The organism is Listeria sp. SHR_NRA_18, assembly GCF_003856515.1.
In the GTDB taxonomy this organism is placed as follows: domain Bacteria; phylum Bacillota; class Bacilli; order Lactobacillales; family Listeriaceae; genus Listeria_A; species Listeria_A newyorkensis.
Map to the genome: position 1 here is coordinate 75,540 of NZ_QPKR01000002.1, position 24,383 is coordinate 99,922.

At 44.2% G+C, this 24,383-nt stretch carries 22 protein-coding genes and 1 riboswitch; of the genes, 9 read left to right on the forward strand and 13 right to left on the reverse strand.

Going from position 1 to position 24,383, the window contains the following annotated elements; translation table 11 throughout:
- Positions 1 to 48 precede the first annotated feature (48 nt).
- The 3 genes from DUK53_RS04520 (at position 49) to DUK53_RS04530 (ending at position 3,609) form a co-directional block, all read left to right on the forward strand.
- Positions 49 to 1,611 carry an ABC transporter substrate-binding protein gene (locus tag DUK53_RS04520; RefSeq protein WP_036089369.1) on the forward strand — a complete coding sequence of 521 codons (1,563 nt, stop codon included), beginning with the start codon at positions 49 to 51 and terminating at the stop codon, positions 1,609 to 1,611.
- A gap of 140 nt (positions 1,612 to 1,751) precedes the next feature.
- Positions 1,752 to 2,702 carry an ABC transporter permease gene (locus DUK53_RS04525; RefSeq protein WP_036089370.1) on the forward strand — a complete coding sequence of 317 codons (951 nt, stop codon included), beginning with the start codon at positions 1,752 to 1,754 and terminating at the stop codon, positions 2,700 to 2,702.
- Positions 2,703 to 2,706: 4 nt separating this feature from the next.
- Positions 2,707 to 3,609: an ABC transporter permease gene (locus DUK53_RS04530; protein WP_036089400.1), complete on the forward strand. Its 903-nt coding sequence runs from the start codon at positions 2,707 to 2,709 to the stop codon at positions 3,607 to 3,609.
- A 46-nt stretch (positions 3,610 to 3,655) separates the two neighbouring features.
- Here the strand turns inward: DUK53_RS04530 and DUK53_RS04535 are convergent, their stop codons facing one another.
- From DUK53_RS04535 to DUK53_RS04545, 3 genes are read right to left on the reverse strand one after another with little or no spacing between them, the layout of a single operon-like run.
- Positions 3,656 to 3,910, reverse strand: a complete 255-nt coding sequence (locus DUK53_RS04535; protein ID WP_051999458.1) for a BhlA/UviB family holin-like peptide — start codon at positions 3,908 to 3,910, stop codon at positions 3,656 to 3,658.
- 33 nt (positions 3,911 to 3,943) lie between these two features.
- On the reverse strand, positions 3,944 to 4,309 hold the full coding sequence (locus DUK53_RS04540; RefSeq protein WP_036089378.1) for an ArpU family phage packaging/lysis transcriptional regulator: 366 nt from the start codon (positions 4,307 to 4,309) through the stop codon (positions 3,944 to 3,946).
- A gap of 14 nt (positions 4,310 to 4,323) precedes the next feature.
- Positions 4,324 to 4,626, reverse strand: a complete 303-nt coding sequence (locus DUK53_RS04545) for a hypothetical protein (RefSeq protein WP_036089379.1) — start codon at positions 4,624 to 4,626, stop codon at positions 4,324 to 4,326.
- Between the two features lie 227 nt (positions 4,627 to 4,853).
- Between DUK53_RS04545 and DUK53_RS04550 the strand changes: the two genes are divergently transcribed.
- A complete protein-coding gene (locus DUK53_RS04550; protein WP_036089381.1) occupies positions 4,854 to 5,555 on the forward strand; it encodes an ABC transporter ATP-binding protein in 702 nt (233 codons plus the stop codon).
- 10 nt (positions 5,556 to 5,565) lie between these two features.
- The gene (locus DUK53_RS04555) at positions 5,566 to 8,949 is read left to right on the forward strand and encodes an FtsX-like permease family protein (RefSeq protein WP_036089384.1); all 3,384 of its coding nucleotides are present in this window, start codon (positions 5,566 to 5,568) and stop codon (positions 8,947 to 8,949) included.
- 45 nt (positions 8,950 to 8,994) lie between these two features.
- Here the strand turns inward: DUK53_RS04555 and thiE are convergent, their stop codons facing one another.
- The 4 genes from thiE to tenA are packed head-to-tail and all read right to left on the reverse strand — an operon-like array spanning position 8,995 to position 11,903.
- Positions 8,995 to 9,618, reverse strand: a complete 624-nt coding sequence (thiE, locus tag DUK53_RS04560; RefSeq protein WP_036132107.1) for a thiamine phosphate synthase — start codon at positions 9,616 to 9,618, stop codon at positions 8,995 to 8,997.
- Positions 9,615 to 10,421 (reverse strand): bifunctional hydroxymethylpyrimidine kinase/phosphomethylpyrimidine kinase, encoded by an 807-nt coding sequence (gene thiD / locus DUK53_RS04565; protein WP_036132110.1) that lies wholly within the window; start codon positions 10,419 to 10,421, stop codon positions 9,615 to 9,617. Before thiD ends, thiE begins: the two co-directional genes overlap by 4 nt.
- Positions 10,418 to 11,227, reverse strand: a complete 810-nt coding sequence (thiM, locus tag DUK53_RS04570; protein WP_052164936.1) for a hydroxyethylthiazole kinase — start codon at positions 11,225 to 11,227, stop codon at positions 10,418 to 10,420. The genes thiD and thiM overlap by 4 nt, the downstream gene beginning before the upstream one ends.
- Entirely contained in the window at positions 11,205 to 11,903 is a 699-nt protein-coding gene (gene tenA, locus DUK53_RS04575; RefSeq protein WP_052164937.1) for a thiaminase II, read from the reverse strand. The genes thiM and tenA overlap by 23 nt, the downstream gene beginning before the upstream one ends.
- An 83-nt stretch (positions 11,904 to 11,986) precedes the next feature.
- Positions 11,987 to 12,094: riboswitch (TPP riboswitch) on the reverse strand.
- A gap of 340 nt (positions 12,095 to 12,434) precedes the next feature.
- Here tenA and DUK53_RS04580 point away from each other — a divergent pair.
- Both DUK53_RS04580 and DUK53_RS04585 read left to right on the forward strand, forming a co-directional pair.
- The gene (locus DUK53_RS04580) at positions 12,435 to 12,899 is read left to right on the forward strand and encodes a universal stress protein (protein ID WP_036089391.1); all 465 of its coding nucleotides are present in this window, start codon (positions 12,435 to 12,437) and stop codon (positions 12,897 to 12,899) included.
- 112 nt (positions 12,900 to 13,011) lie between these two features.
- Positions 13,012 to 13,956 (forward strand): DMT family transporter, encoded by a 945-nt coding sequence (locus DUK53_RS04585; protein WP_036132113.1) that lies wholly within the window; start codon positions 13,012 to 13,014, stop codon positions 13,954 to 13,956.
- Positions 13,957 to 13,991: 35 nt separating this feature from the next.
- On the opposite strand, the gene DUK53_RS04590 is transcribed toward DUK53_RS04585, so the two are convergent.
- The 4 genes from DUK53_RS04590 to DUK53_RS04605 form a co-directional block, all read right to left on the reverse strand.
- On the reverse strand, positions 13,992 to 14,951 hold the full coding sequence (locus DUK53_RS04590; RefSeq protein WP_036089395.1) for a glycosyltransferase family 2 protein: 960 nt from the start codon (positions 14,949 to 14,951) through the stop codon (positions 13,992 to 13,994).
- On the reverse strand, positions 14,941 to 16,626 hold the full coding sequence (locus DUK53_RS04595; protein ID WP_036089409.1) for a DUF6044 family protein: 1,686 nt from the start codon (positions 16,624 to 16,626) through the stop codon (positions 14,941 to 14,943). Before DUK53_RS04595 ends, DUK53_RS04590 begins: the two co-directional genes overlap by 11 nt.
- A 97-nt stretch (positions 16,627 to 16,723) precedes the next feature.
- Positions 16,724 to 17,209, reverse strand: a complete 486-nt coding sequence (locus tag DUK53_RS04600) for a PBECR4 domain-containing protein (RefSeq protein WP_052164938.1) — start codon at positions 17,207 to 17,209, stop codon at positions 16,724 to 16,726.
- A gap of 469 nt (positions 17,210 to 17,678) precedes the next feature.
- Positions 17,679 to 19,586, reverse strand: a complete 1,908-nt coding sequence (locus tag DUK53_RS04605; RefSeq protein ID WP_036132116.1) for a right-handed parallel beta-helix repeat-containing protein — start codon at positions 19,584 to 19,586, stop codon at positions 17,679 to 17,681.
- A gap of 498 nt (positions 19,587 to 20,084) precedes the next feature.
- Between DUK53_RS04605 and DUK53_RS04610 the strand changes: the two genes are divergently transcribed.
- Together DUK53_RS04610 and DUK53_RS04615 are read left to right on the forward strand one after the other, a co-directional pair.
- A complete protein-coding gene (locus tag DUK53_RS04610) occupies positions 20,085 to 20,816 on the forward strand; it encodes a glucosamine-6-phosphate deaminase (RefSeq protein WP_036094784.1) in 732 nt (243 codons plus the stop codon).
- 24 nt (positions 20,817 to 20,840) lie between these two features.
- A complete protein-coding gene (locus DUK53_RS04615; RefSeq protein ID WP_036094783.1) occupies positions 20,841 to 21,338 on the forward strand; it encodes a GNAT family N-acetyltransferase in 498 nt (165 codons plus the stop codon).
- Positions 21,339 to 21,452: 114 nt separating this feature from the next.
- On the opposite strand, the gene DUK53_RS04620 is transcribed toward DUK53_RS04615, so the two are convergent.
- Both DUK53_RS04620 and DUK53_RS04625 read right to left on the reverse strand, forming a co-directional pair.
- A complete protein-coding gene (locus tag DUK53_RS04620; protein ID WP_036094782.1) occupies positions 21,453 to 22,457 on the reverse strand; it encodes an inorganic phosphate transporter in 1,005 nt (334 codons plus the stop codon).
- 122 nt (positions 22,458 to 22,579) lie between these two features.
- Positions 22,580 to 23,962, reverse strand: coding sequence for an amino acid permease (locus DUK53_RS04625; protein ID WP_483306202.1), 1,383 nt, complete (start codon positions 23,960 to 23,962; stop codon positions 22,580 to 22,582).
- Between the last annotated feature and the right edge of the window lie 421 nt (positions 23,963 to 24,383).

Sequence of the window (24,383 nt, forward strand, 5' to 3'; positions counted from 1 at the left end):
TATAAAGTAAGAATTAAAAAGTAGTTACCTGAGAAAAGGGGAGAAAGTATGAAAAAAAGTATTTTATTCGTTTTCACATTAACCTTAATGTTGGTATTAGCAGCATGTGGTGGTTCTGGAAGCTCGTCAGACAGTGCGAGTGGTTCCAAAGATAATAATTCTATCATTATCGGTGTACCTGGTGATCCTGAAGTCGTGAATCCACTATATTCAAGCGATCGCGTCACTTTAACTATCCAGCAAGCACTCTATGCACCGTTATTCTGGGAGTACGATGGTAAGCCAGCACTTGCTGATAAACTCGATGTCTCCGCCGATAACTTAACATACACGGTGACTCTAAAAGATGGCCTAAAATGGCATGATGGCAAACCGTTAACTGCTGACGACGTTGTTTTCAGTGTGAACTCTATTATTGATGAAAAACAAAACAGCCCATTCCGCGGAAGCTGGGTATTTAACAATAAGCCTGTGAAAGCAGTTGCTGAAAATGCCACGACCGTAAAATTCACATTACCAGAAGTTGCCCCTGCCTTTGAAAATACATTAAATACTTTCTACCCAATTCCAAAACATATTTTTGAAGGTGTTGCAGATATCGGTAAAAGTGATAAAAACAATGAACCTGTTGGATCTGGTCCATATAAATTTGTGAACTATAAGTCTGGCGAATACTATTCATTAGAGAAGTTCGATGATTATTTCGATGGTAAACCAAAACTGGATAAAGTAACATATCGTATCACAAAAGACCAAAACGCAGCAAACCTAGCGTTACAAAATGGTGAGATCAACCTAAAATCAATCCAACCTGCTGAGCGTAATAAAGTCGAAAAAGCAAGTGACGTCAACATTATTACGTACCCAGAAAATCGTTTAAGCTACATTGCATTCAACCAAAACGTAGCCGCGCTTAAATCAAAAGACTTGCGCCAAGCCATTTCATTAACCCTTGACCGCAAAGATTTAATCGATGCCGCTTACGGTTCCCAAGAATACGCAAAACCTGCAAGTTCTTTCTTAACGGAGAACACAAAATTCTTCACTGATAAGGTAGAAACATATAACCAAGATATTACGAAAGCCAAAGAACTTTTAGCGAAAAGTGGTTATAAATCTTCTGATAAACTCAATATCATTTATCTAAACAACAGTAAAGCACAAGAAAGTATTGCACTCTATGTTCAAGAACAACTGAAATCTATCGGCGTTTCTATAGAACTAAAACCAACCGATCCAACAGCGATGAACAATATCACACTGGATCGCAAAAGTGACGCCTACTCCTTAATGCTCGGTGGCTATATCATGGGTAACGACCCTGATCCGTACAAAACACTTTATATGACAGGCGAACCGTATAATTACTCAAACTACAGCAACCCCGCTCTAGATAAATTGTGGAACGAAGGCGCTGTAACAGCAGATGAACCAAAACGTCAAGCTATCTACGAGCAAATCCAAACAACCATTGCAGACGATGCTGTCGTATATCCAATTTCTTACGATAACGCCGTACTTGCGATTGACAAGAAATATCAAGGCACGAAAGAAGCAACACCACAACCTGTAACGATGTTCCGTGATCTATCTAAGCTTTATATTAAGTAAGTTTTGCCTCTCGCATGCTATAATAACTTAATGTGTATAAAATGAAGCCCCAAACTGGTAGGAAAGCCAAGTTCCAATTTTCCTGCTGGTGAGGGCTTTACGTTGTTTCACTATACTTTCTTGGTAAGGGGCTTTTCTTCATGATACAAACCATCTTCAAACGTGTACTACAAATTATACCAATGCTGTTCATCATTTCGCTTGTTTCTTTTGCATTGGTTCAATTGGCGCCTGGAGATCCGATTTCTTCTTTCGTTACGCCGAATATGAACCCTGATGATGTCGAGCGGATACGTCAAAGTCTCGGTCTTGACCAACCAATTTATGTGCAGTATTTCAAATGGCTCGGCAATGTGTTACAAGGAAATTTCGGCTATTCCTTGATTAATAACCAGCCTGTCCTCGGCCAAATTATCGAACGCCTGCCCGCAACAATTGGTTTAATGGGAACAGCGCTGTTCTTTACACTCTTGTTCTCCATTCCACTTGGTCTCATTGCTGCCGCGTATGAAAATACAAAATTAGATCGCGTCCTCAATGCGATTTCTTACGTTGGTATCTCGATTCCCATTTTTTGGTTTGCGATGATTTTGATTGATGTATTCGCGATTCGCCTTCATTGGCTTCCAAGTCTGGGGATGCGCACTATCGGTGTTGAATCTTTCTGGGATATCGCGAAACATGCCATTCTTCCAGTTACCGCATTGACTTTTCAAGGGTGCGCTTCATATTATCGGTATGTGCGATCGAACACGATCAATCAGCTTAAAGAAGAATACGTATTATTCGGATACGCGAAAGGTCTTTCTAAAGCACAAATTATGCGTGGCCATGTCCTGAAAAATTCATTGCTCCCAGTTATTACATTACTCGGCATGTACTTACCGCAAATTATTACGGGGGCTTTTATCACAGAAAGCGTGTTTTCTTGGCCTGGTATGGGGTCGCTTGGCATCAACGCGATTTTCCAATTGGATTATCCAATGATCATGGCTATTACGATGTTCTCTGCTTTACTACTGATTATCGGTAATTTGCTAGCCGACGTCGCCTATACCATTATCGATCCACGCATAAGGGAGGTTAGCTAACATGATGAAAGCTGATTTAAGTAAATTCACCAAGCCTAAAAATGTCCAACCTCCTGAAAAAGCACAATTGCCTCGAGAACGTACATTTTGGCATTTCTTATTAAGTGAAAAACGCGGACTTATCTCAATTGGAATTCTGGTCTTGTTAGCATTAGCCTGCGGACTAGCATTCTTATCACCCTATGATCCAAACGCGTTATCTATCCAAGACAAGCTACTTCCACCGAGCAGTTCGCATTGGTTCGGCACAGATGATCACGGCCGCGACTACTTCACGCGCGTGCTTTACGGAGGTCGTGTATCATTAACTGTTGGCTTCCTCGCTATGTTAATCGCCCTCGTTGTGGGAACAGTAGCTGGAACAATCAGTGGATTCTTCGGTGGTATTGTCGATAGCCTATTGATGCGTTTCCTAGATATATTCATGTCGATACCATCCTTTTTCTTATTGATGATTTTGAACGCTTATTTGAAGCCTGGTATCGGAAATATTATTTTGATTATCGGGTTACTCTCGTGGATGGACGTTGCTCGGATTGTTCGAGCTGAAACGCTGTCGCTTAAAGAACGCGAATTTATCCTGTATTCTAAATCAAGCGGTGCGGGTGTTTGGCACATTATCGTCCGCCATATCATTCCAAACGCAATGCCTTCGATTGTTGTTGCGGCTTCGCTAAATATTGCTGCTGCGATTCTAACCGAGTCGGCGCTAAGCTTCCTTGGACTCGGCGTGCAACAACCGAATTCTTCATGGGGTAGTATGTTGAACAATGCGCAGGGTTATATTGGAGACGCTACGTATTTAGCACTTTTCCCAGGCGCCTTGATTCTACTAACTATCCTGTCATTTAACGTTCTTGGTGATGTGTTCCGTAAAGGCCTGGAACCTCGTGATGTTCATAAATAATCGTTATGTACAGCCCTGATGCAATCAAGCACTGGGGCTGTTTTATTTATTTCACCTTTAGTTCAATCACATCTGCGCGCATCTCGTTGACGGCTTGTTCGATGATTTTGATCTCGCTTGCTAATTCACTCAAATTGTCAATTGTTCTTTGGTAACGCTCTTCCCGTTCATCATTCTTGCGCATCATCCACACTAGTAAGGCTACAAAAAGGATGCCAAATGTGATTTCGGTCGCGTTTGCCACTAAATTCTCTAGTCCCGTAATAATCACTTCCAAACTGTAATAGTTTTTCTTCTCCATCTCCATCATACCTCCCCGTTCAGTATGATTTTCTTACATGAAAACCAATTTCTCCTGCGAACACTCTGCTTCATACGCAACTAGAAATGCTTCCAACGCGGCTTTCTTTAATCGGTAATAATGCGATTCGCTCCAACCGATACTCATGTACACTTCGATATTTGTGCGTTTCCTCCACGTCACGTATTTGGCTAACAGGACCTCCCGTTGATCGCTGTTTAATCCATTAATCGCGCTTGTGATTTGTCTAATTTCGATATATGCTGGTTCTTCGGAGATTTTTTTGGTTAATCGCAATTCGTTTTCTTTCGTGCGCCTCGGCATACTTCGTTTTGGTAGACTTAGTAATAATGCGTTGTACTTGAACAATAAATGCTCGGCTTCTTTGCATTTGCTCATTCATTATGCTCCCCCTAAGACTGCTTTATTTTGGTTAAAATAGATTCATATAGGTGTTGCCGTTCTTGGTCGTCCCATGTTGCTAATTGTTGCTTGGAATAGGTTGAAAAGTAGCTGATGAGGGATAATTGTGTGCGTATTTCGCTTGCTTCCTCATCGTTATTTTCTAGTTTTTCTTGTTCTTTTCTCAGATTTCTGATTTTACGACATATGAAGCATTTGCGATTGCATTGGTAAAATGTGACCGCTTGTTCGTTGTGAAAATCAACCAGCCGCGAGAATAGAACGTTAATTTCTCTCTGTCTTTTTTTGTTCATCTTAATCTCTCCCTTGCCCCATTTTTTAAGGAGTAATCCTACTATAAACCCCACCGAATACGAAGTCAAGGAAAAAACGAACACTTGTTCTTAATGTGTTTTAAAGTTGGCTATACAGCTTGAATGAAGCGGTTTATTATTTTTAAATTTGGGAGTTTTTTTGAAAATTTTGTGCTATAATAAAAATATTAATGTTCGAAAACTAACATACGGATGGGGATGCTGGAATGGCTTTTGTCGAAATGGATCAGATCTATAAGCGCTATCAACTAGGTGAGAAAATAGTGACGGCAAATGATGGTATTACGTTTCAAATTGAACAGGGTGAGTTTGTTATTATTGTAGGTCCTTCTGGCGCGGGGAAATCTACTGTACTCAATATTTTGGGTGGTATGGATATGAGCGATGAGGGGCATGTTTATATTGATGGAACGGATATTGCGGCTTTTAACGCGAAGCAATTGACAGGATATCGGAGGCAGGACGTTGGTTTTGTATTCCAATTTTATAATTTGGTGCCGAGTTTGACGGCGAAGGAAAATGTGGAACTAGCGACGCAGATTTCACCGAATGCGATGGATGCGGAGGTCGTTTTGAAGCAAGTTGGTTTGGAGGAGCGGATGGACAATTTCCCAGCTCAGCTTTCAGGTGGGGAGCAGCAACGGGTTGCGATTGCTCGAGCGCTCGCGAAACAGCCGAAATTGTTGCTTTGTGATGAACCGACCGGCGCGCTTGATTATAATACTGGGAAAGCGGTTTTGAAATTGCTTCAGGATACATGTCGAAACACTGGTACGACAGTGATTGTGATAACGCATAATACGGCGATCACGCCAATTGCTGACCGTATTATCGAGATTAATAACGCCAAAGTTCGTGATGTCAAAATTCAGAAAAATCCTGTTTCGATCGATAGCATTGAATGGTAAGGAGAATCCGATGAAAAAAGCATTATGGAAAGACATATGGCGAGAAATCGCAAAATCTAAAGGCAGATTTATTTCGATTTTCCTACTAATCGCGCTGGGCGTGGCCTTTTTTGTGGGCTTGAAAGCGACCGGACCGGATATGATCAACACGACGGATAAGTACTATGACGCGCAGAACTTGATGGATTTGCAGGTGCAGTCGACGTACGGTTTGAACAAGGATGATATCGCCATTTTAAATGATATTCCTGGTGTGCGAACGGTTCAACCAGGCTATACGACGGACGTGATGTTTCAGGATTCGCTGCTCATTACGAAGGTTTTTTCTTTGCCTCAGAATAATCTGATTAATAAGTATACCGTTGATAAAGGACGGTTGCCGCGAAAAAGTGGCGAAATCGCGATTGATTCTATTGGAAGGGCGACGAGCCATTACAAAATTGGTGATAAAATTACGTTCGTAAACAGTGATGGTAGCGCTATGAAAGGGAAGTTTCACGTGACTACGTTTACGGTTGTTGGGACGGTTTCCACGGCGGAATATATTGAAAAAGGAACGCGCGGGACGTCGACGATTGGGAATGGGCGCGCGGATATTTTTGCGGTGGTTCCGGAGGCTGATTTTGACGCGAAATATTACTCGACGGCGTTCATGACGTTTGATAATACGGCGAATGCGGAGGCTTATAGTGACGCGTATGATTCGGCGATTGAGCGGAATACGGCGCTCGTGAAAAAGGCGCTGAAAGGACAGCCAGCTGCGCGCTTGGACGCGATTCAAGCGGATGGCCAGGTGAAAATCGATGAGGGACGCAAGAAAATCGCGGATGGCCTTGCGGAAATCGAGAAGAATCAGCGGAAATTGGATGATGCGCGCGCGACGATAGATCAAGGCTGGGCGGAATATTATGACGGGAAACAGGAGCTGGAAACGAAGCTCGCGGACGGCCAGGCTGAGATTGATAAAAACGAGGCGAAGCTTGCGCAGGCAAGGAAAGATATCGCAGCTGCGGAGCGGAAAATCGCGGATGGTGAAGCGCGGATTCGCGAGGCAGAACCGCAGTTGGAAGATGCCCAATTGGAGCTAGATGATGGGCAGATGATGCTTGACGAGAGCAAGGAACAACTCGCGATGGTGCAACGTTTGTACGACGCCGTGAAAGACTATACGCTTGGTGATATTCCAGTCGCAGATTTGGATGAGGAAACGCAACAGGAGATTATTGATAACGCCAATGCGTTTGATCCCGAACTCGGCGGCTACATCCAAGATTATTTTGACGGGACGCTTTCGGAAGATCAGTTAAACCGCCTGAAAAGTGAGGCTTCGAATCAGCTCGCGATGGCGAACAAGGAAGTCGCAGATGCGCAACGGGAAATCAACCGCAACCGGCAATTGCTCGCCGACAAACAACGCGAATTAGCTCTGAAGAAACAGGAGCTGGATCTGGCTAAGGAGAAGTTAGCGCAGGGCAAGACGGACTATGCAAACGGAATGGCGCAGCTTAAAGCGGGGAAACAGAAACTCGCGGACGCCAAAACGGCTGGTTATGCGAAACTGGACGCTGCAAAAGCCAAGTTGGATGCTGCCGAAGCGACGTATGCGGCGAATTTAGCTACTTTTGAAACGGAGAAAAAGAAGGCTCTGGCGGAGATAGCGACCGCGAAGAAAGACCTCCAAATTGCGCAGGAAAAATTGGATGCGCTCGATTTGCCGAAGTATTTTATTAGTGACAGGACAGATAATCCTGGTTATACGGAATATAAAGATAATGCGGATCGGATTGCCTCGCTTTCCACGGCCTTTCCTGTGTTCTTCTTTTTGATTGCAGCGCTCGTTTGTTTGACGACGATGACGCGGATGATCGAGGAGCAACGAACGCAGACTGGGACGTTAAAAGCGCTTGGATATAGCAATGTCGATATTATCGCTAAATTCCTTGTGTACGGCTCACTGGCAAGCCTCGCGGGGACTGTGATTGGGCTCGCGATAGGTTTTCAAGTGTTCCCGCAGATCATTTTTGTGGCTTACGGTTCGCTTTATAATTTGCCAGCGCTTGATATTTCCTTCTATTGGAGTTACAGCCTGATTTCGCTTGCTGTGGCGCTATTCTGTACGACTTTGACGGCTTTCGTATCGTGTCGTGCGGAATTACGAGAAAATGCGGCTTCCTTGATGCGTCCAAAAGCACCGAAAAACGGGAAGCGAATCTTGTTGGAACGCGTGCCTTTCGTCTGGAAACGGATGAATTTCACGAGCAAGGTCACAGCGCGGAATATTTTCCGATATAAACAACGGATGCTGATGACAATCCTTGGTGTGGCGGGATGTACAGCGCTTCTGCTCACAGGATTCGGCCTCAAAAATTCGATTGGTGACATCGTTCCGCTACAATATGATCAAATTATGAAATACGATGCGGTGGTCGTTTTGGATAGTAACGCTACGAAAACGCCGCTTCAGGACTACAACACGATTATCGATAATACGCCAAATGTGAAAAGCGCGCTCGATGTGGCTCAAAAAAATATAACGGCGGTCGAAAAAGGCGTCGCAAATCAAGGCGCCACGCTAATCACGCCGAAATCACTCGATAATTTTAGCAACTACGTCGTGTTACGCGACCGGAAAACGCATAAAGCCGTGCCACTAACCGATAATGGTGCAGTGCTCTCGGAAAAACTCGCGAAACTCTATGGCGTCAAGCCCGGCGATTCCTTAACCATCAAAGACGGCGACAACAATCGCTACAAAATCAAGGTCACCGGCATCACAGAAACCTACGCGATGCACTACATCTACATGACGCCGACCTATTACGACCAAGTTTTCAAAAACCAGCCAGAATACAATACCCAGTTGCTGAAACTCAAAAATACGGATCAAAAATGGCAAGATAATTTTGCGGAAAAACTGCTCAAGAATCCCGCCGTGCTCGCCGTCACGTACACCAATACTGCGAGTAATGCGTTTGGCAGTACGATGGATAGCCTCGATATCGTGATTGTCGTCCTGATTATTTCAGCGGCAGCACTCGCCTTCATCGTTCTCTACAACCTGACCAACATCAACGTTTCCGAGCGAATTCGCGAATTATCGACCATCAAAGTACTTGGCTTCTATCCAAAAGAAGTCACGATGTACGTCTACCGCGAAAATCTTATTTTAACCATGATGGGCATCGTCGTCGGCTTCGTACTCGGGACATTCCTACATCGCTTCGTCACCTCCACAGCCGAGGTCGATATCTTGATGTTCAGCCCAACCATCCACGCGATGAGTTACGTCTACGCAGCAATCCTAACATTGCTGTTCTCAACGCTTGTCATGATCGTTATGCACATCAAATTAAAGCGGGTAGACATGATCGAAGCATTAAAATCAGTCGAATAAAAAATAAGCGACCCGTTCTGAGTTTAAGAACAGTCGCTTATTTTCTTATCTAAAACTAGCAATCGTTTGCGGTATATTTCCAGATTTTGTAATCTCCGAAATAACCGCAACCCCTTCTGCACCAGCATCTCGAATTGACTCTACATCATTTTGTGAAATGCCCCCAATCGCAACAATCGGCAACCCAATCCCAGCCTCCCGAATATCACGAATCAACCGCAATCCCGTCGTTGGTTTCGCGTCCAGTTTCGAAGTCGTTGCAAAAATAGGGCCCACTCCAATATAATCAAGTTCCGCGTAAGTAGCCGCTACCTCCGCCTGTGCCAGCGTATTGACAGAAAGCCCAATTTTCATTTTCCCAGCACATTTTCCAATCACATCCAAAATCGCCATATCATCCTGCCCCACATGAATCCCATCCGCGCCAATTTTCAACGCCAATTCTACATCATCATTCACAAAAAACGGAACACCGTACTTCTGACAAATTTCCTGACATAACTTAGCGAGCACCTCAATTTCAGCCGCTTCAGTAAGAGCTTTTTCTCTGAATTGGTAGCAAGTAACGCCAGATTGAAGTGCATCTTCCAAAACGGAAAGTAGCTGTCCTCGTGGAACATCCTGCGTCCCCGCAACGAAATAAATTTCTAACATATCTCTAACACTCATTCCTGATGCTCCTTCCTGTGTGCCCAATGATTTGTCGGACCGTGCCCATTCCCAATGCCAAGCGGTTGCGAAATCGCACTCGTTATAAAAGCTTTGGCGGTACGAATCGCGTATTCCGTAGAAGCACCTTTCGCGAGTTCAGCCGTTATACACGCCGAAAAAGTACAGCCAGTGCCATGTGTTTGCGTCGTTTCAATACGCCTCGCATCAAGCCAAAAGGAAGTGTCCCCATCCAACACATAATCACGCGATTCCTCGCTATCCTGACTATGCCCTCCTTTAATGATAACCGTTGGGACGCCAAGTTTTTGAATGCATTTCGCGGCTGTTTCCATTTGCGCATTGGTTTCAATAGACATTTCTGCAAGCGCTTCTGCCTCCGGAATATTCGGCGTCACGATAGACGCTAACGGTAGCAATTTTTCACGAATCGTCGCAATCGCATCTTCACTCACGAGCGGCGCGCCACCTTTGGCAATCATGACCGGGTCGACAATCAACGCGCCCCAACTAAAATGCCGCAACCTCGAAACAACCGTATCAATCGTCGCAACATCCACCAGCATCCCCGTTTTGACCGCAGTGATCGTAAAATCATCATTCAAAGCATCCAGTTGCGCCGCCAAAATCTCGACCGGAACCGGGTGAATAGCCTGAACCCCCATCGTGTTTTGCGCCGTAATCGCAGTAATCGCTGACATGCCAAAAACACGGCGCTCCTGAAACGTCTTAAGATCAGCCTGAATCCCCGCTCCACCGCCACTATCAGACCCAGCAATCGTAACTGCTTGTGGAAAAATCATCGCCGAACCTCCTCCTTCACGCACGCCAGCTCCTCTTGATTATGCGTCTGCCACGATGCCAATTCATCGATAAACGCCACCCGAAAAGAGCCCGGAAGTCGCCGATTTAGCGTTTTCACAGCATATTCCGAAGCAATCGCATAGCTCGCCGACGCCGCCACAACAGCATCTAAATAATCATCCGTGACGCCAACAAAAGCTCCAATCACACAACTCAACAAACAACCCGAACCCGTAATTTGTGGCAAAAGTGCATCCCCATTTTCCACGGTAATCACTTGCCTACCATCCGAAATCACGTCTACAGCACCACTAATCGCAACAATCGTCTGATATTCCCGCGCTACTTTTAAAGCAATCTCAGCAGCTTGCGATGCATCTCCTGAACCCGCATCAACGCCTCGCGCCTGCCAATCAACACCAGCAATGCTCGCCAGCTCGCCCAAATTCCCGCGAATCACCGCGAACTGAATTTCTGCCAGTAAACGCCGCACCGTTTCCCGCCGAAACACCGTCGCACCAACACCTACAGGATCCAGCACCACCGGTTTTCCCGCTACATTCGCCGCTTTTCCAACAGCCAGCATCGACGCCACCAAATCCGCGTTCAGCGTCCCAATATTGATCACAACCGCATCCGCCATCCCGCCAAGCTCCGCCATTTCCTCCACAGCCGCCGCCATAATCGGAGACGCCCCAATCGCAAGCAAGCCGTTCGCCGAATCATTCGCCACCACAATATTCGTAATCACGTGCACCAACGGATTTCGCGTCCGAACCGCCTCAATAAGTTGCCAATTCGCCATCCAAATCACCTCTCCCATCCCATGTTTGCCGCTCGAAACCCATGTCCCAAAACGCCAATTCCGCGTAACTACTAATCCGAAAATCCGCCCGCATCTCCGCCAACACACCATCCGGCAACCCCTGCGCCACCCGGTCCAACAAATCAATTTGCCGTTGCAATCCTTCCGCATACGCCGCATCCTGATAAATATCCAACCAAGCCTGGTACAACGGATCCGGACTCACACAACCCGCATACTGCTCGCCAATTTCCCGATACAACCAATAACACGGCAAAATTCCCGCCAAAATCCTGCCCAGCGACTGCGAACCAGCCAGCCGATACATGTGCGACGTATAATGATAAGCCGCCGGACTCGGCAAAATCCCATCCAAATCCGCCGTCTCAATCCCCACATGAGGATAAAATTTTTCCCGCATCGAAAGTTCCGAAGCCTCCAAAGAAGCAAGCGATTGACTCAGCTCCATCATCGCATCATAATCATCCGCATAAGCAATCCCAAGTGCAATCACCTTCACATAATGCGTCAAATAATAATGATCCTGCAACAAATAATACCGAAACGCACTCCTGTCCAAACTCCCGTCCACCAACTGCTGCACAAACCGATGATCCTTACTCCTCTGCCAAATTTCCCGATTTTCCGCATGTAATTCCTCCGAAAAACGCACCATTTCCAACTCCTCCTTTTTTCCATACAAAAAAACGCCTTCCCTCACGTCAGCAATAGCGCAAGAAAAGGCGTCATGATTTCTACATCAAGTTCCCAATACTTCCCTACGCGAGTGCTAACTCAACAGGTTCAAAGGGTCCATGAATTTATATCCATATCTCGGTCTTAAGTAAGACTCCCCTAGTACAAGAGATTGGTTACTACCCAAGATAAATCGGCGGCAAGCGTTCGCATTCCACAAGTTTCGCGGACTTCCGGTTCTCATGTACAGTCGTACACTCCGCTTCCGGCTTCCACTAAACTTGTGGAATACAAATGCTTTCGCTCGATTTGTGTAAAGCATGGTCTTCTTCCTACCCAGCAGGACAACAACCATTCTTATCTCGCGTTCTATCCCAATCTCCAATTATTCGTTTTTTCACCCCAAGTGTACCACAAATAAATCCGATTCTCCAAAAAATACGCATTATCCATCGAAAAAATGGGTATGGTGTTATAAGGGAAACCAACGTAGAGAGGATGGGAAGTCAAAATGACAATCTATCGTAGGATTTTAGTAGGTGTGGACGGCTCCAATGAAGCAGAAGAGGCTCTAAAACGCGGCATTCAAATCGCAAAAAAAGACGGCGCAACACTCGGAATCGGCTTTGTCGCTGATGTCCGCCGAATCGCGCCACTTATCGATTACGAGCAAACATACGCCAAAAAAGCCAAAGAATACGGCAAAGGCCTCGTTGAAATTTATAAAAATGAAGCAGAACAACTCGGCGTCGAAAACGTAGAAACATTCGTCAAATTCGGAACTCCAAAAACAACTTTTGTGAAGAAAATTATCGATAAATTCGAGCCAGATTTAGTACTCGTCGGATCCACTGGATTAACACCCACCGAGCAATTCATCCTAGGTAGCGTCTCCGATTACGTAGCCGCACACGCACCTTGTGACGTCATAATCGTCCGCGGGAAAAATTGGCACGATCGTAAATCAATCGAATAACATTGTGAACCAAGTAGGCCAATCGCTCTGCTTGGTTTTATGCATGCTTTCTGTGCTATACTACGAGTATTAACGTCTTACATAGTAACAAAGAAAGAAGGCCGTACCAACCATGCAAAATGAAAAAACAAAAACATCCCTATACTTACTACTCGTTCTCGTGATGGCCAGTTGGGGACTAAACGTGACAGCCACCAAAGTCCTAGTCGCCCATTTCCCACCCATAACCATGACATCTTTCCGAATATTCACAGCCGCAGTCGCCGTCTTTATTTTTCTGGTCGCAATCGGCAAATTCAGACTTCCAACACGGCGCGAACTCGGCTACATATTCGCCGGAAGCCTATTCAATATCGTGCTACACCATTATTTCCTAGCATCAGGTCTAACGATGACAACTGGAACAAATGGCGGGCTTATTTTAGGAATAGGACCAATCTTAACAGCTATTTTAGCCGTTATTTTTTTGCGTGAAGCCATTTCGATTCCACAATTAATCGGACTCGTATCAGGACTTCTCGGCGTATCACTCATCGTGCTCACTGGCGGCCAGGGACTTTCAGGCGCCTCACTCGGAGACATCTATGTATTCATCGCAATCCTATCTCAATGTTTCAGCTTCATCATCATTAAACGCATCTCCGGTTCACTCGATCCGCGACTAATGACCGCGTACATGCTACTCATCGGCTCGATTCTACTATTCTTCACCAGCCTTATCGAAGAACCAAACGGACTTGCCCAAATGAGCGGCCACTCGTCATCCCTATGGTTACTTTTCCTTGCCTCAGCCCTACTTGCGACAGCATTCGGAAACCTAATTTACAATTTCGCAGTCGGTCAAATCGGCCCATCGAAAACAGCCATTTTCATGAATCTAAATCCATTCTTCTCACTTATCGGTGCCGCTTTATTCCTAAACGAGCAAATCAGTTTCATGCAAATCCTAGGCTTCCTACTCATTATTATTGGCGTCGTGCTAGGTTCCGGTGCCCTATCTGAACTCATCCGCGCCAGAAAAAGAATACGCAATCCAGAAAAAATCATGGATGAATGATGCCTCTTAAAAAGCATCCCCATCCATGATTCCAATTATTTCTCGACATAAGAATCCTGCTCCACAATAAACCGCGGTCTTTGTTTCACCTCAGAATAAATACGCCCAATATATTCTCCGACAACACCTAGACTCATCATCTGCACGCCTCCAATGACCCAAATCGAGAGCATCAAAGACGACCACCCCGTTGTTGCCGTACCAGATAAATGTTGCACAAATGTATAAATGCCAATCACAATCGCAATGACAAACATCAGCGCGCCAAGCCCCGTCACCAGTCGAATCGGCGCCACACTAAACGACGTCAAACCATCCGCAGCAAAAGCCAGCATTTTTTTCAAAGGATACTTAGATTCACCCGCAAACCGCTCTTTCCGATGATAATAAACCTTCTCCGATTTAAAACCAATCAGCGGCACAATCCCTCGCAAGAAAATATTATTCTCCGGGAACAAGTTCATCTCTTGCAGCGCCATACTTCCAAGCAACCGATAATCCGCATGATCAGGAATTAAATGAATCCCAAACTTGCCCATCATACTATAAAATAAATGCGCCGAACCACGCTTGAATCGAGTATCTGTCTTACGCTCATCACGAATTCCGTAAACAACCTCATAACCCGCGCGATATTTCTCCACAAACTCCGGAATCACACCAACATCATCCTGTAAATCCGAATCAATCGAAATAATACAATCCGAACGTCCTTCCGCCGCCTGCATTCCAGCAAGCAGCGCATTTTGATGTCCAAAATTCCGGCTCAATTTCACGCCATTGATATGATCCACCGTCGCCATCGCATCCGCAATAATATCCCACGTCTTGTCACGACTTCCATCATCAACAAAAAGCAGATCACTAGCCTCATCTATCATCGATTTACCCTTCATATCCTGCAAAATCAGTCCCAGCTGATTCATCGTCTCTTTCAAAACTTCCTCCTCATTGTAGCAAGGAACAATAATCGTTAATATCGGTTTATCCCGCATTCAAGTCACCCACTTTATATAAGTATATTTTCCAAGCTGATTGTTCATCCTCAAATGTTTTTTCTAAATGTAGATTATTTTCCGCCGCATTATCAATAGGTACCGCCGAGAAAATATATTCCCCACCCATTTCTCTAAACGCCTTCGTATCAAGTTCCAAATGCTTAATATGCTTCTTAGAATTCTTATCAAACAAATAGTTTTTCCCGAGTTCTGCCGAGAAAATATACACCCGATTCCCCCAGCCATCATAATAACCCTTCAACAACGGACTCTTATCCAGCTCTTTCGCAATAATCTCGCGGAACTTCTCCTTATAACTCAGCGGATACGAATTCACATATCCATCCAACGTATAAAAACCATTCTCCTGCGAAATCGAAGGGTGAATCCCAATACTCGCCACTCGATAATCCTTCTGCGGCTTCCCAATATACGCTTTTATATCCTGAAACTGATTCCGTGCATAAAACTGATCAATCGATGGCGTCCCAGCCTCACGATAAACAATCTCTGAATTCCCAGCAAATACTACACCAATCTGCAGAACCAACCCTAAAATCGCAAACTTCTTCCACCAACCACCCTTACTTGCAAAATAAACAAGCGCAAGAGCAAATATTCCATAAAAAATGAACGGCTGTAAAAAATGGAACCGCGAAAAGTTAAACGAGCGCATAATCGAAATCTGTTCTTTAATCGGATTCCAAGCACCCCACCACCAAAACGCATACCAAACCGATAACGAAAAGTTAAGCCCCAGTAACCACAAAAATGGTTTTTGCGTTCGCCAATCCTTTTTCACTAACATCACAATCAGGGCTAGTAAAATCACCGGCAAAATAATATATGTGGCAAGTGATTGATCATGCGTATGTCCAATCGTGAAATTCTTAAACGTCAGCCTAATAGACCCTAAAAAGCTATTATTCGGCAAATCAAAAGCACTTCTCGAATCCGGCTCATTCGTTTGGAAAAACATCTGCGAAATAAAACGATAGTTCACCACACAGTAAATCGCTGACATGTAAGCCATACTGCCAAAAAAACGCCAATTCCAGCCACGTTTCTTCACAATATCATACACCCAAATACACGCTACTAAAAACAACAAAAAGCAAAAACCAAGAATCAGACTTGAATAAAACGGTAACAACGTCAAAATCAACCAATTCCAGATGCTCTTCTTCCCTTTACGAATGTTCAGAAACGCCCATAACGCAAGCGGCATTCCCAGCGTACTGAGCATTCCCGATGGCCAAAACGGCGTCAAGGCAAATGCTACTGATACAAAAAGCGTTATGTATTTTTTCGATGGATCTTTAATAATATAATCGCGCAACCACAATCGCATACCGATAAACGCAAATACCCGCGTAATCAGCTGGCTAAAGGCAAACGCGAGTGGCGTCGGAAAAATCGCGTACAACCAGACAATCCCAACAAACTGCGAATCAAACGCATCCCTAGGCGCAACACCATCCAACATTTGAGGAATATTACTCCCCGTTTCCGCCAAATAATTCCCACTATTAAGCAGTACTCGATACCATGTCATATTAGAATCCAAATTATCGTGAATTCGAATATGGCTGTTCCCACCAAGAATAAATAGCGGTGCGGTAAAAATAAGTATCAGCGCAATCGCCAATAATTCTTGCTTTCTTTCTATCATCCAAGTTTTCATCCAATTCCACCTCTTTTTTTGCATCTGTTGTCAATTATAACAATACTTGCCATACATCGCAAAAAAATAAGCAAAAGTTATATCCTCACACTAGCACATTGCCAACTAGCCACGCATCATGCTCCAAAAATCGCTCTATTTCCACTCTATAAGATTCCTTAAATAATAAATAGGCCCTTTCCCCCGTAGAAAAGCATTCCTTCACAATACAAATCACAAGAAAGCTCGGATTCAATGTATCATACTTCCCGTTTCGCAAATTCAAAAGCGACGTCGGCACATATTTATCCACGTACGCATGCTTCAATGTCACCGCCAAAATACTTTTATTAGACCTAATCGCCATATCATACGCTAAATGCAAATAGTTCCCCTGAAGGCACACTTTGACCTGCTCCCCAATCAACTCATTCAAAAGCGGCAACGCTTGTAGCTTCTGCTTCGTTGTCCCATCCTTCTTCAAAATAACATCCTTTATTCGTAATGTTTTATTATCAATGTCATTATAAAAAGTCGCCGCACCTACCGATACTGCACACCACACAAATGCATACAGTGTATCGACAAACACTCATTTTCGTCGTTAAAAGTTCCGTTCCAGTGCTCACGTACCTTAGTACGCTCCGCTCTTGTACTCGCTTTCGCCTAGAAACTAAGCATTTGTCGACACACTGAGGTTAGACGAGCCATCACGTCGAGTGCTTTTTCTACATTATCAATTTCTCTTTATCCTTATACACATAAGTCACCCGTTTGTTAACAAAATGTTCCTTAAAAAATGCATGCCCACTCGTCAGTTGTTTCAACATAGTTAACACTCCTCATGAAAATTAGATAAAGAAAAGAAGAATAGCTAGTGCTACTCTTCTCTCCACATGGCAGGTTTTTCCGTTGCTCGCCAACAGTCAGCCCTTATGTCTGACATTTATATCGAGTTGACCATGTGCCTGCCCACATTCTTTTCTCTAACCTGAGTATAGCACACACTCACTTCATCTTGCAACTATTTTTCCAACACAGATTGACGTGTTTTTGACCCCTTATTCTGTAATTTTCACCTGCATCTCAGAATCATACGTCTCATTCCCATTCACCCGATAGCGCACCGCAACTTGCATATCCTTCGTTATATTGTTCGCTTTCACATTGATCAAGAAACTCCCATCAGGGTTCACTGTCGCATTTTTGATACCAATGCCATTAATAACGACCATCACGATTTGATAGCGCCCTTGATTATTCACCAACATTCCTTTAATATTCGTTTCGCCGACTTTATAATCTGCATATCCCGTGTATAAATTACCAATAAACGGCGTCACCGGATTCGGAAGCTCAAGTGGCGCAATCCGCAACGTCGACGGCATCGTATTATTCAACACCCGCGTCGCATCCGTCTTCTTCGTACCAGCATTCCCCCAAATCAAGAGGTTATTAATATAGTTCGAAGTCGTCGTATCCGCAACCGTTACCCAGCCATTGATTTGCTTATCCCAGGAAGCCTTATTATCCGTAACACTCAGCAGTTCCACCGGATTCCGAACCTCCACCATCACCTTATAATAATTATCCACCAACCCATCAATGTCGAAACGGTTGTTCTCAATACTAATACCACGCGATTTATTCACCGCGCCCGTCAAAATTCGCACCGGATAACGAATCCTACCACTCGCATTGAAATCATTGTTTTTAATAATAATATTTTTCGGCGTTGTTTTCACACCTTGGCGATCCCGTTCATACAGCGCCATAAACGCAAAATTATCATAACTATCCAACTGGACAAAATTATTCGTAACCCGCACGTTCTCCGCCCCAGACAAGCGAATCGCCGTGTAACCCGTCATATTTTTCTGTAGCGTTGCATCCACGCTATCCGCTACAATTTTACCACCCTTATCCGTCTGCACCTCATGCTGTAAACTTAAATCCGTTGCCTGTGGATCCTTCTTTTTTCGCTCGGTGTTATTGATTTGAATATTGCTCGGATTGTATTTATTGCTGCCCTCCCCGCCGATAAGCCGGTTGCTATCAATGATAATATTATTATTCGCGGCACCGTAACTATCAATCCCGCCGTCCACCATCGATTTCCGATCATCCGCTGAATATTCCATGTTCGCCGGTGCATAAAAATGCTGCGTACCATAGCGCTGCATCCAATCACGAATTTCATTCCCAATAATCGAGATTTGCTTCGTTCCGCTACCACCATTCCCGCGATACATCACGATACCCGCACGACCAATATTTTCAATCTTATTCTTCTCAACAACCACCGTCTGGCAATACTCCATCGCAATCCCACTCTGCAAATTAGAATTCCGAATTTCCGAGTTTTTCACCGATCCATTCTTAATCCCACCCAGATAAATAATCGAGTTCGCCTGCTCATTCCCGTCCGCAATAATGTTCTCCATTTGGATATTATCGAGGCGCTCGTAAGGCTCAGCAAGCGATGTACTATCATCCTTATAATCCCCCGCAAAATTAATCAAAGAAAACGCGTACGCATGCCCACTCATAATGACTGGATCAATCTCATACCGAATGCTTATATCGCGAATCAACACATTCTTTATGTACTTAGGGCTCGTAGGATTCGCAGCCTCTGTCGTCAACCCTTGCTTCGGCGCCGTGAAAACTAATTCACTATCTTTCGCATTCGCCGTCGCCCCTTTAATAATCACATTAGACGGGACTTTTAACGTATTATCAACATAATATTTCCCCGTCCCAAACTGAATCGTCGTACTGTCATCACTCAGGTTAATCGCTTCCAAAATTTTCGCCCATCCAAGCGCATTCCCCGTCGCAGCCGCCTTATTATCCTTCTCCATAAACCGATCCACTTGAATCACCTCAGCCGCCTGAACCCTCATCACTCCACCAAAAACAAACATCAACATCATCACAAAAGCAAAAAACACTACTTTCCGTTTCACAAAATCAACTCCCTTTCAACAACATAATTCCAAAACAACTCATAACGTGTTGATTCAGATAAAGAAAGTATACCTCGCCAAATCACGCGAAACAATTGCATTTTCCACCAAAAACACAAAATTTCAAGATATTTCATCGTTTTCCACCAATATTATAAAAGATTACATCTCAACATTTCCCGCCATTTTCCGAATTAGCAACTCCGACACAAAATAGAGTTTCCCACACTAAAAATCGACCAAAAAACACTCCTTATCCCCCAATTTACCATTTTTCAAATGTGACAATTCCACGGCAAAAAGTCCTTGTAAGCGAAACCAAGCACTTTTTCACATAGATTCATTCGATTATTAGTCATTAAAAACAATAACAGCGTGCAATCTTGCTTTTTCAACAAGTTCAGTATACACCTTCCAGTTCACTCTAATGCAAATCTGAATGTTGCAAAATCACCCAAAACACGGTATTCTGGAGTTAATCGACAAGGAGGAGAACTAATGAAAATAATCCGTACAAAAACATATGAAGAAATGTCCGAAAAAGCGTATGACGTTGTAAAAGCAGTCATCGATTCCAAAGAAAACCCAGTAATCAACACAACAACCGGCGCAAGTTATGACGGTATGTTCGAAAATCTCGTAAAAGGCATCAATAATGATGAAGTCGACATCGAAAAAGTGTTTATGATGAACCTCGATGAATTTATCGCCCCGCGCGAAAGCTCATTCAGCGTATACAGCTACATGCACCAAAAATTCTACGATCAAATTAAAAAGCAACCACGCGAAATCGGCCTATTAGATGGTAGTTTATCCAGTTTTGACGAAGAAATCGCGCGCTATAATAAGATTTTGCGTGACAATAAACGTGATTTACAAATTCTCGGACTTGGTGTAAACGCTCACTTAGGCGCGAACGAGCCTGGAACACCTTTTGACTCCCGTTTATTCCTAGCAGATAGCGACGATTCCACGATTAATAGCACGATGCTTTATTACAAAGTGACACGCGAAGAAGCACCAGAACAAATGCTGACGCTCGGTCTTGCCGATATGATGGAAGCAGAACAAATCCTTGTAACCGCTTCTGGCACAAGAAAAGCAGAGGCCGTAAAAGCAACACTCGAAGGCCCAATTACCGAAGATTGCCCAGCATCCATTTTGCAAAAACATCCAAATGTCGTGTTCATTATCGACGAAGCAGCAGGATCATTACTGACTAAGTATTAAAAACTTGGAATCAGGGGTGAAAAAATGGAAATCAGGCTTTTAACCACAGCAGATGTCGATCAATACGTAAAAATCAGACTCCAAGCCCTGCAAGAAAGTCCCGCAGCTTTTGCGACAAGTTTTGAAGAAGAGAAATACACCGCCTTACAAAAATACGAAATCCGCTTCCAATCCCCATATTCCCTGACATTCGGCGCATTTTCAGGCGGGAATTTAGTTGGCGTCGTGACTTTAATTCGAGAAGAACGTATCAAAACGCGTCACCGAGCCAATATCGTCGCGATGTACGTTGCCCCAGAAAGACGTGGCAGCGGCGTCGGCAAAGCCTTAATCGGCACTGCAATCGAGCAGGCGCAACAACTAGAAGGCATCGAGCAAGTTTATTTATCCGTCGTTACGAATAATAAGCAGGCACGAAAACTCTATACCTCGCTTGGATTTGTACCTTACAGTCTCGAGAAACGCGCTTTGAAGCTGGATGGCACGTATTTTGATGAAGAGCATATGGTGTTGTTTTTGTAAAAAAAGGGTCGAGAATAGTTGCCACAACACGGCAGCGACTATTCTCGACCCTTTAATTATTATGTTCGTCGTTGTGTAAAACCAATAATCTGCTCCATACTACTCTTTTTCCACTCACAAAAATATTGCCGCACTAATCCAATAAACCACCGCCGCCATTATACCCGCACACGGCAATGTAATCATCCACGTCACCAGCATACTTTTCCCAGTCCGCCAGTTAACTTCCTTCTTATGATTCGCGGTCCCAACGCCCATCAGCGAACTGTCAATCACTTGCGTCGAACTGATTGGCAAATGGATTAGCGTCGCACTCATGATTACCGAAAGTGAGCCTAGATCCGCCGCAACACCAGTCACCGGTTCAATTTTCATGATTTTCGTGCCTACCGTTTTAATAATCCGATAACCGCCAATCGATGAACCGAGCGCCATCGCGGCCGCACAGCTCACTTGCACCCAGAATGGAATCGTGGAATCCGTCTGCAAACCGCTCGCAATCAAGGCCAGCGTGATAATTCCCATCGTCTTCTGCGCATCATTCGTTCCGTGCGCGTAGGCCTGCATCGCCGTCGTGCCAATCTGCGCCATCCGGAAATGCCGATTCGTCTGTACCAACTTCTTATTCCGAAAAATGAATTTGAACAGCGAATAAATCAAATATCCGACCGAAAAACCGATAATTGGCGAGATAATCAGTGCAATAATAATCGTCGTGAAACCACTCCAATTCAGCACGCCAAAACTCCCCGCCGAAGCAATCGAAGCACCAGCAATCGACCCAATCAGCGCGTGCGACGAACTACTCGGCATTTTCGCGATCCACGTCATCAAATTCCAAATCACCGCCGAAATCAGCGCACATAAAACCACGAATTCCCCATTTTTCAAGGCAAACGGATCCACAATGCTTGACGTCAAAGCCACCGCCACACCCGTAAACGAAATCGCCCCGAAAAAATTCATCACAGCAGCAATCCCAATCGCTACCCGCGGTTTCAGCGCACGCGTCGAAATACTCGTCGCCACCGCATTCGCAATATCATGAAAGCCATTTATAAAATCGAAGGCCAAGCCAACAATCACAATAATAATCGTAATTAAAATCACCGAATCCATCCAACATTCCCCTAATCTGCACGCTTTACTTTCTATATACCCTATTTTGCGCCTGAAAAAGGATTTATTCAAGTTTAACGCAAAAACGCCCCTCGAAAGGAGCGTTTTCTACTATCTATATATTAGTCTAAATCTGTCGCATTCTGTTCTTGCTTCTGCCCTCTAGCTTTACGAATAAAGTAAATCCCAACCAGAAGTACGAACCAAACCGGTGTTACGAACAGTGCCACGCGTGTGTCTTCCGCCAATGCTAGAACGACTAGAATGAACGCAAGGAACGCGAGAATAACGTAGTTCGCAACTGGATATAACGGCATTTTGAATTTACTTTTCGCTGCAAGTTCTGGGCGTGTTTTGCGATATTTCATGTGACAGATAACCGTGATTCCCCAGATATACAAGAAACACACTGTCGAAATACTCGTGATTAACGTGAACACACCTTCTGGCATCACGTAGTTCAGAATAACTGCAATCAAGATAACGATTGTGGAGAAGAACAGCGCATTTGCCGGAACTTTATGCGATGTTAATTTTGTCATTGGGTATGGTGCATTTTTTTCCTTAGCTAGTGAGTAAACCATACGACTCGTACTGAAAACCGCACTGTTACACGCTGATGCTGCCGAAGTTAAGACGACGAAGTTAACGATTGCCGCAGCTGCCGCAATTCCTAGTGCCGCGAAAACTTGCACGAACGGGCTTTGCACCGGGTTAATATCATTCCACGGATAAATACTCATGATCACGATTAGCGCACCAATATAGAAGATAATAATCCGAATTGGGATGTTGTTGATCGCTTTTGGAATAACTTTCTCAGGATCTTTCGTCTCACCAGCCATCAGACCGACGAGCTCGATGCCCACAAAGGCGAATACAACCATCTGGAACGACAGGATAAAGCCGCTCGCACCGTTCGGGAACCAACCGCCGTGACTCCATAGATTAGTAAAACTAGACGCACCTGCATCCGTTGAAAATCCTTTGATAATCATAAATGTACCAACGATAATCAGGGCTAAAATAGCAATAACCTTAATTAGCGCGAACCAAAATTCCATTTCGCCGAACAGCTTTACGGTTGCAAGGTTCATCACGAGCAAAATAACTAACGCGATTAGCCCTGGAACCCATTGCGCCACATTCGGGAACCAAAATTGTGTGTAAAGACCGACCGCAGTCAAATCCGCCATCGCAATCGAAATCCAACAGAACCAATACGTCCAACCAGTAACGAACGCGGCTCCATTTCCAAGATAATCAAAAACAAAATCGACAAAAGAATGATAATTCAAATTTGATAGTAACAATTCACCAAGCGCACGCATAATCAAAAAACAAATAATCCCAGTAATCGTGTAGGCAAACAGAATCGACGGACCAGCTAAATGAATCGATTTCCCAGAACCAAGGAACAAACCAGTCCCAATCGCACCCCCAATCGCTATCAACTGCACATGACGATTTTTTAAGCCTCTCTCTAATGTTCGTTCTTCTGACATATGTATTTCCCCCTTATTATTGGCCAGATGAAACCCTACCAATCAGGCAACATCTCGAGCCTCTGTGAAACAATGTCTTTCAAGATTATTCTTCTATCATACAGCAAAACGAATCCAAACACCATACTTTTTTATTTCACAATGTAAACGCTATCATTTGAGTTTATTGTACCACAGAAATTACCCATTCGACAAAGAAGAACGCTTATAATTTTTATTTTTCTTTGTAACCATTGATAGATAAAGGGTATTACTATGTTTTTAATTTTATATATGAATAGGCTGAATCATCGGGTAAATAGGACGGACATACAACAAATGTCCCGAGTTTGTGAATATATGTGTATATTCGTAGGGTTATATGTCGCAAATGTATTTTTTTATACGTTGAATGCAGCTAGGAAAATCACATGCCGAATAA

Excerpts from the sequence above, each read along its gene's own strand:
- thiM (WP_052164936.1), bottom strand. The coding sequence starts at position 11,227 with ATGGCGAATTGGCAACTTATTGAGGCGGTTCGGACGCGAAATCCGTTG.
- DUK53_RS04580 (WP_036089391.1), top strand. The coding sequence starts at position 12,435 with ATGACAATCTATCGTAGGATTTTAGTAGGTGTGGACGGCTCCAATGAA.
- DUK53_RS04615 (WP_036094783.1), top strand. The coding sequence starts at position 20,841 with ATGGAAATCAGGCTTTTAACCACAGCAGATGTCGATCAATACGTAAAA.
- thiE (WP_036132107.1), bottom strand. The coding sequence starts at position 9,618 with ATGAGTGTTAGAGATATGTTAGAAATTTATTTCGTTGCGGGGACGCAG.
- DUK53_RS04625 (WP_483306202.1), bottom strand. The coding sequence starts at position 23,962 with ATGTCAGAAGAACGAACATTAGAGAGAGGCTTAAAAAATCGTCATGTG.
- DUK53_RS04595 (WP_036089409.1), bottom strand. The coding sequence starts at position 16,626 with ATGATAGAAAGAAAGCAAGAATTATTGGCGATTGCGCTGATACTTATT.
- DUK53_RS04535 (WP_051999458.1), bottom strand. The coding sequence starts at position 3,910 with ATGGAGAAGAAAAACTATTACAGTTTGGAAGTGATTATTACGGGACTA.
- thiD (WP_036132110.1), bottom strand. The coding sequence starts at position 10,421 with ATGATTTTTCCACAAGCAGTTACGATTGCTGGGTCTGATAGTGGCGGT.
- DUK53_RS04520 (WP_036089369.1), top strand. The coding sequence starts at position 49 with ATGAAAAAAAGTATTTTATTCGTTTTCACATTAACCTTAATGTTGGTA.
- DUK53_RS04585 (WP_036132113.1), top strand. The coding sequence starts at position 13,012 with ATGCAAAATGAAAAAACAAAAACATCCCTATACTTACTACTCGTTCTC.
- DUK53_RS04620 (WP_036094782.1), bottom strand. The coding sequence starts at position 22,457 with ATGGATTCGGTGATTTTAATTACGATTATTATTGTGATTGTTGGCTTG.
- DUK53_RS04540 (WP_036089378.1), bottom strand. The coding sequence starts at position 4,309 with ATGAGCAAATGCAAAGAAGCCGAGCATTTATTGTTCAAGTACAACGCA.
- DUK53_RS04555 (WP_036089384.1), top strand. The coding sequence starts at position 5,566 with ATGAAAAAAGCATTATGGAAAGACATATGGCGAGAAATCGCAAAATCT.
- DUK53_RS04590 (WP_036089395.1), bottom strand. The coding sequence starts at position 14,951 with ATGCGGGATAAACCGATATTAACGATTATTGTTCCTTGCTACAATGAG.
- DUK53_RS04545 (WP_036089379.1), bottom strand. The coding sequence starts at position 4,626 with ATGAACAAAAAAAGACAGAGAGAAATTAACGTTCTATTCTCGCGGCTG.
- DUK53_RS04525 (WP_036089370.1), top strand. The coding sequence starts at position 1,752 with ATGATACAAACCATCTTCAAACGTGTACTACAAATTATACCAATGCTG.
- DUK53_RS04550 (WP_036089381.1), top strand. The coding sequence starts at position 4,854 with ATGGCTTTTGTCGAAATGGATCAGATCTATAAGCGCTATCAACTAGGT.
- DUK53_RS04530 (WP_036089400.1), top strand. The coding sequence starts at position 2,707 with ATGAAAGCTGATTTAAGTAAATTCACCAAGCCTAAAAATGTCCAACCT.
- tenA (WP_052164937.1), bottom strand. The coding sequence starts at position 11,903 with ATGGTGCGTTTTTCGGAGGAATTACATGCGGAAAATCGGGAAATTTGG.
- DUK53_RS04610 (WP_036094784.1), top strand. The coding sequence starts at position 20,085 with ATGAAAATAATCCGTACAAAAACATATGAAGAAATGTCCGAAAAAGCG.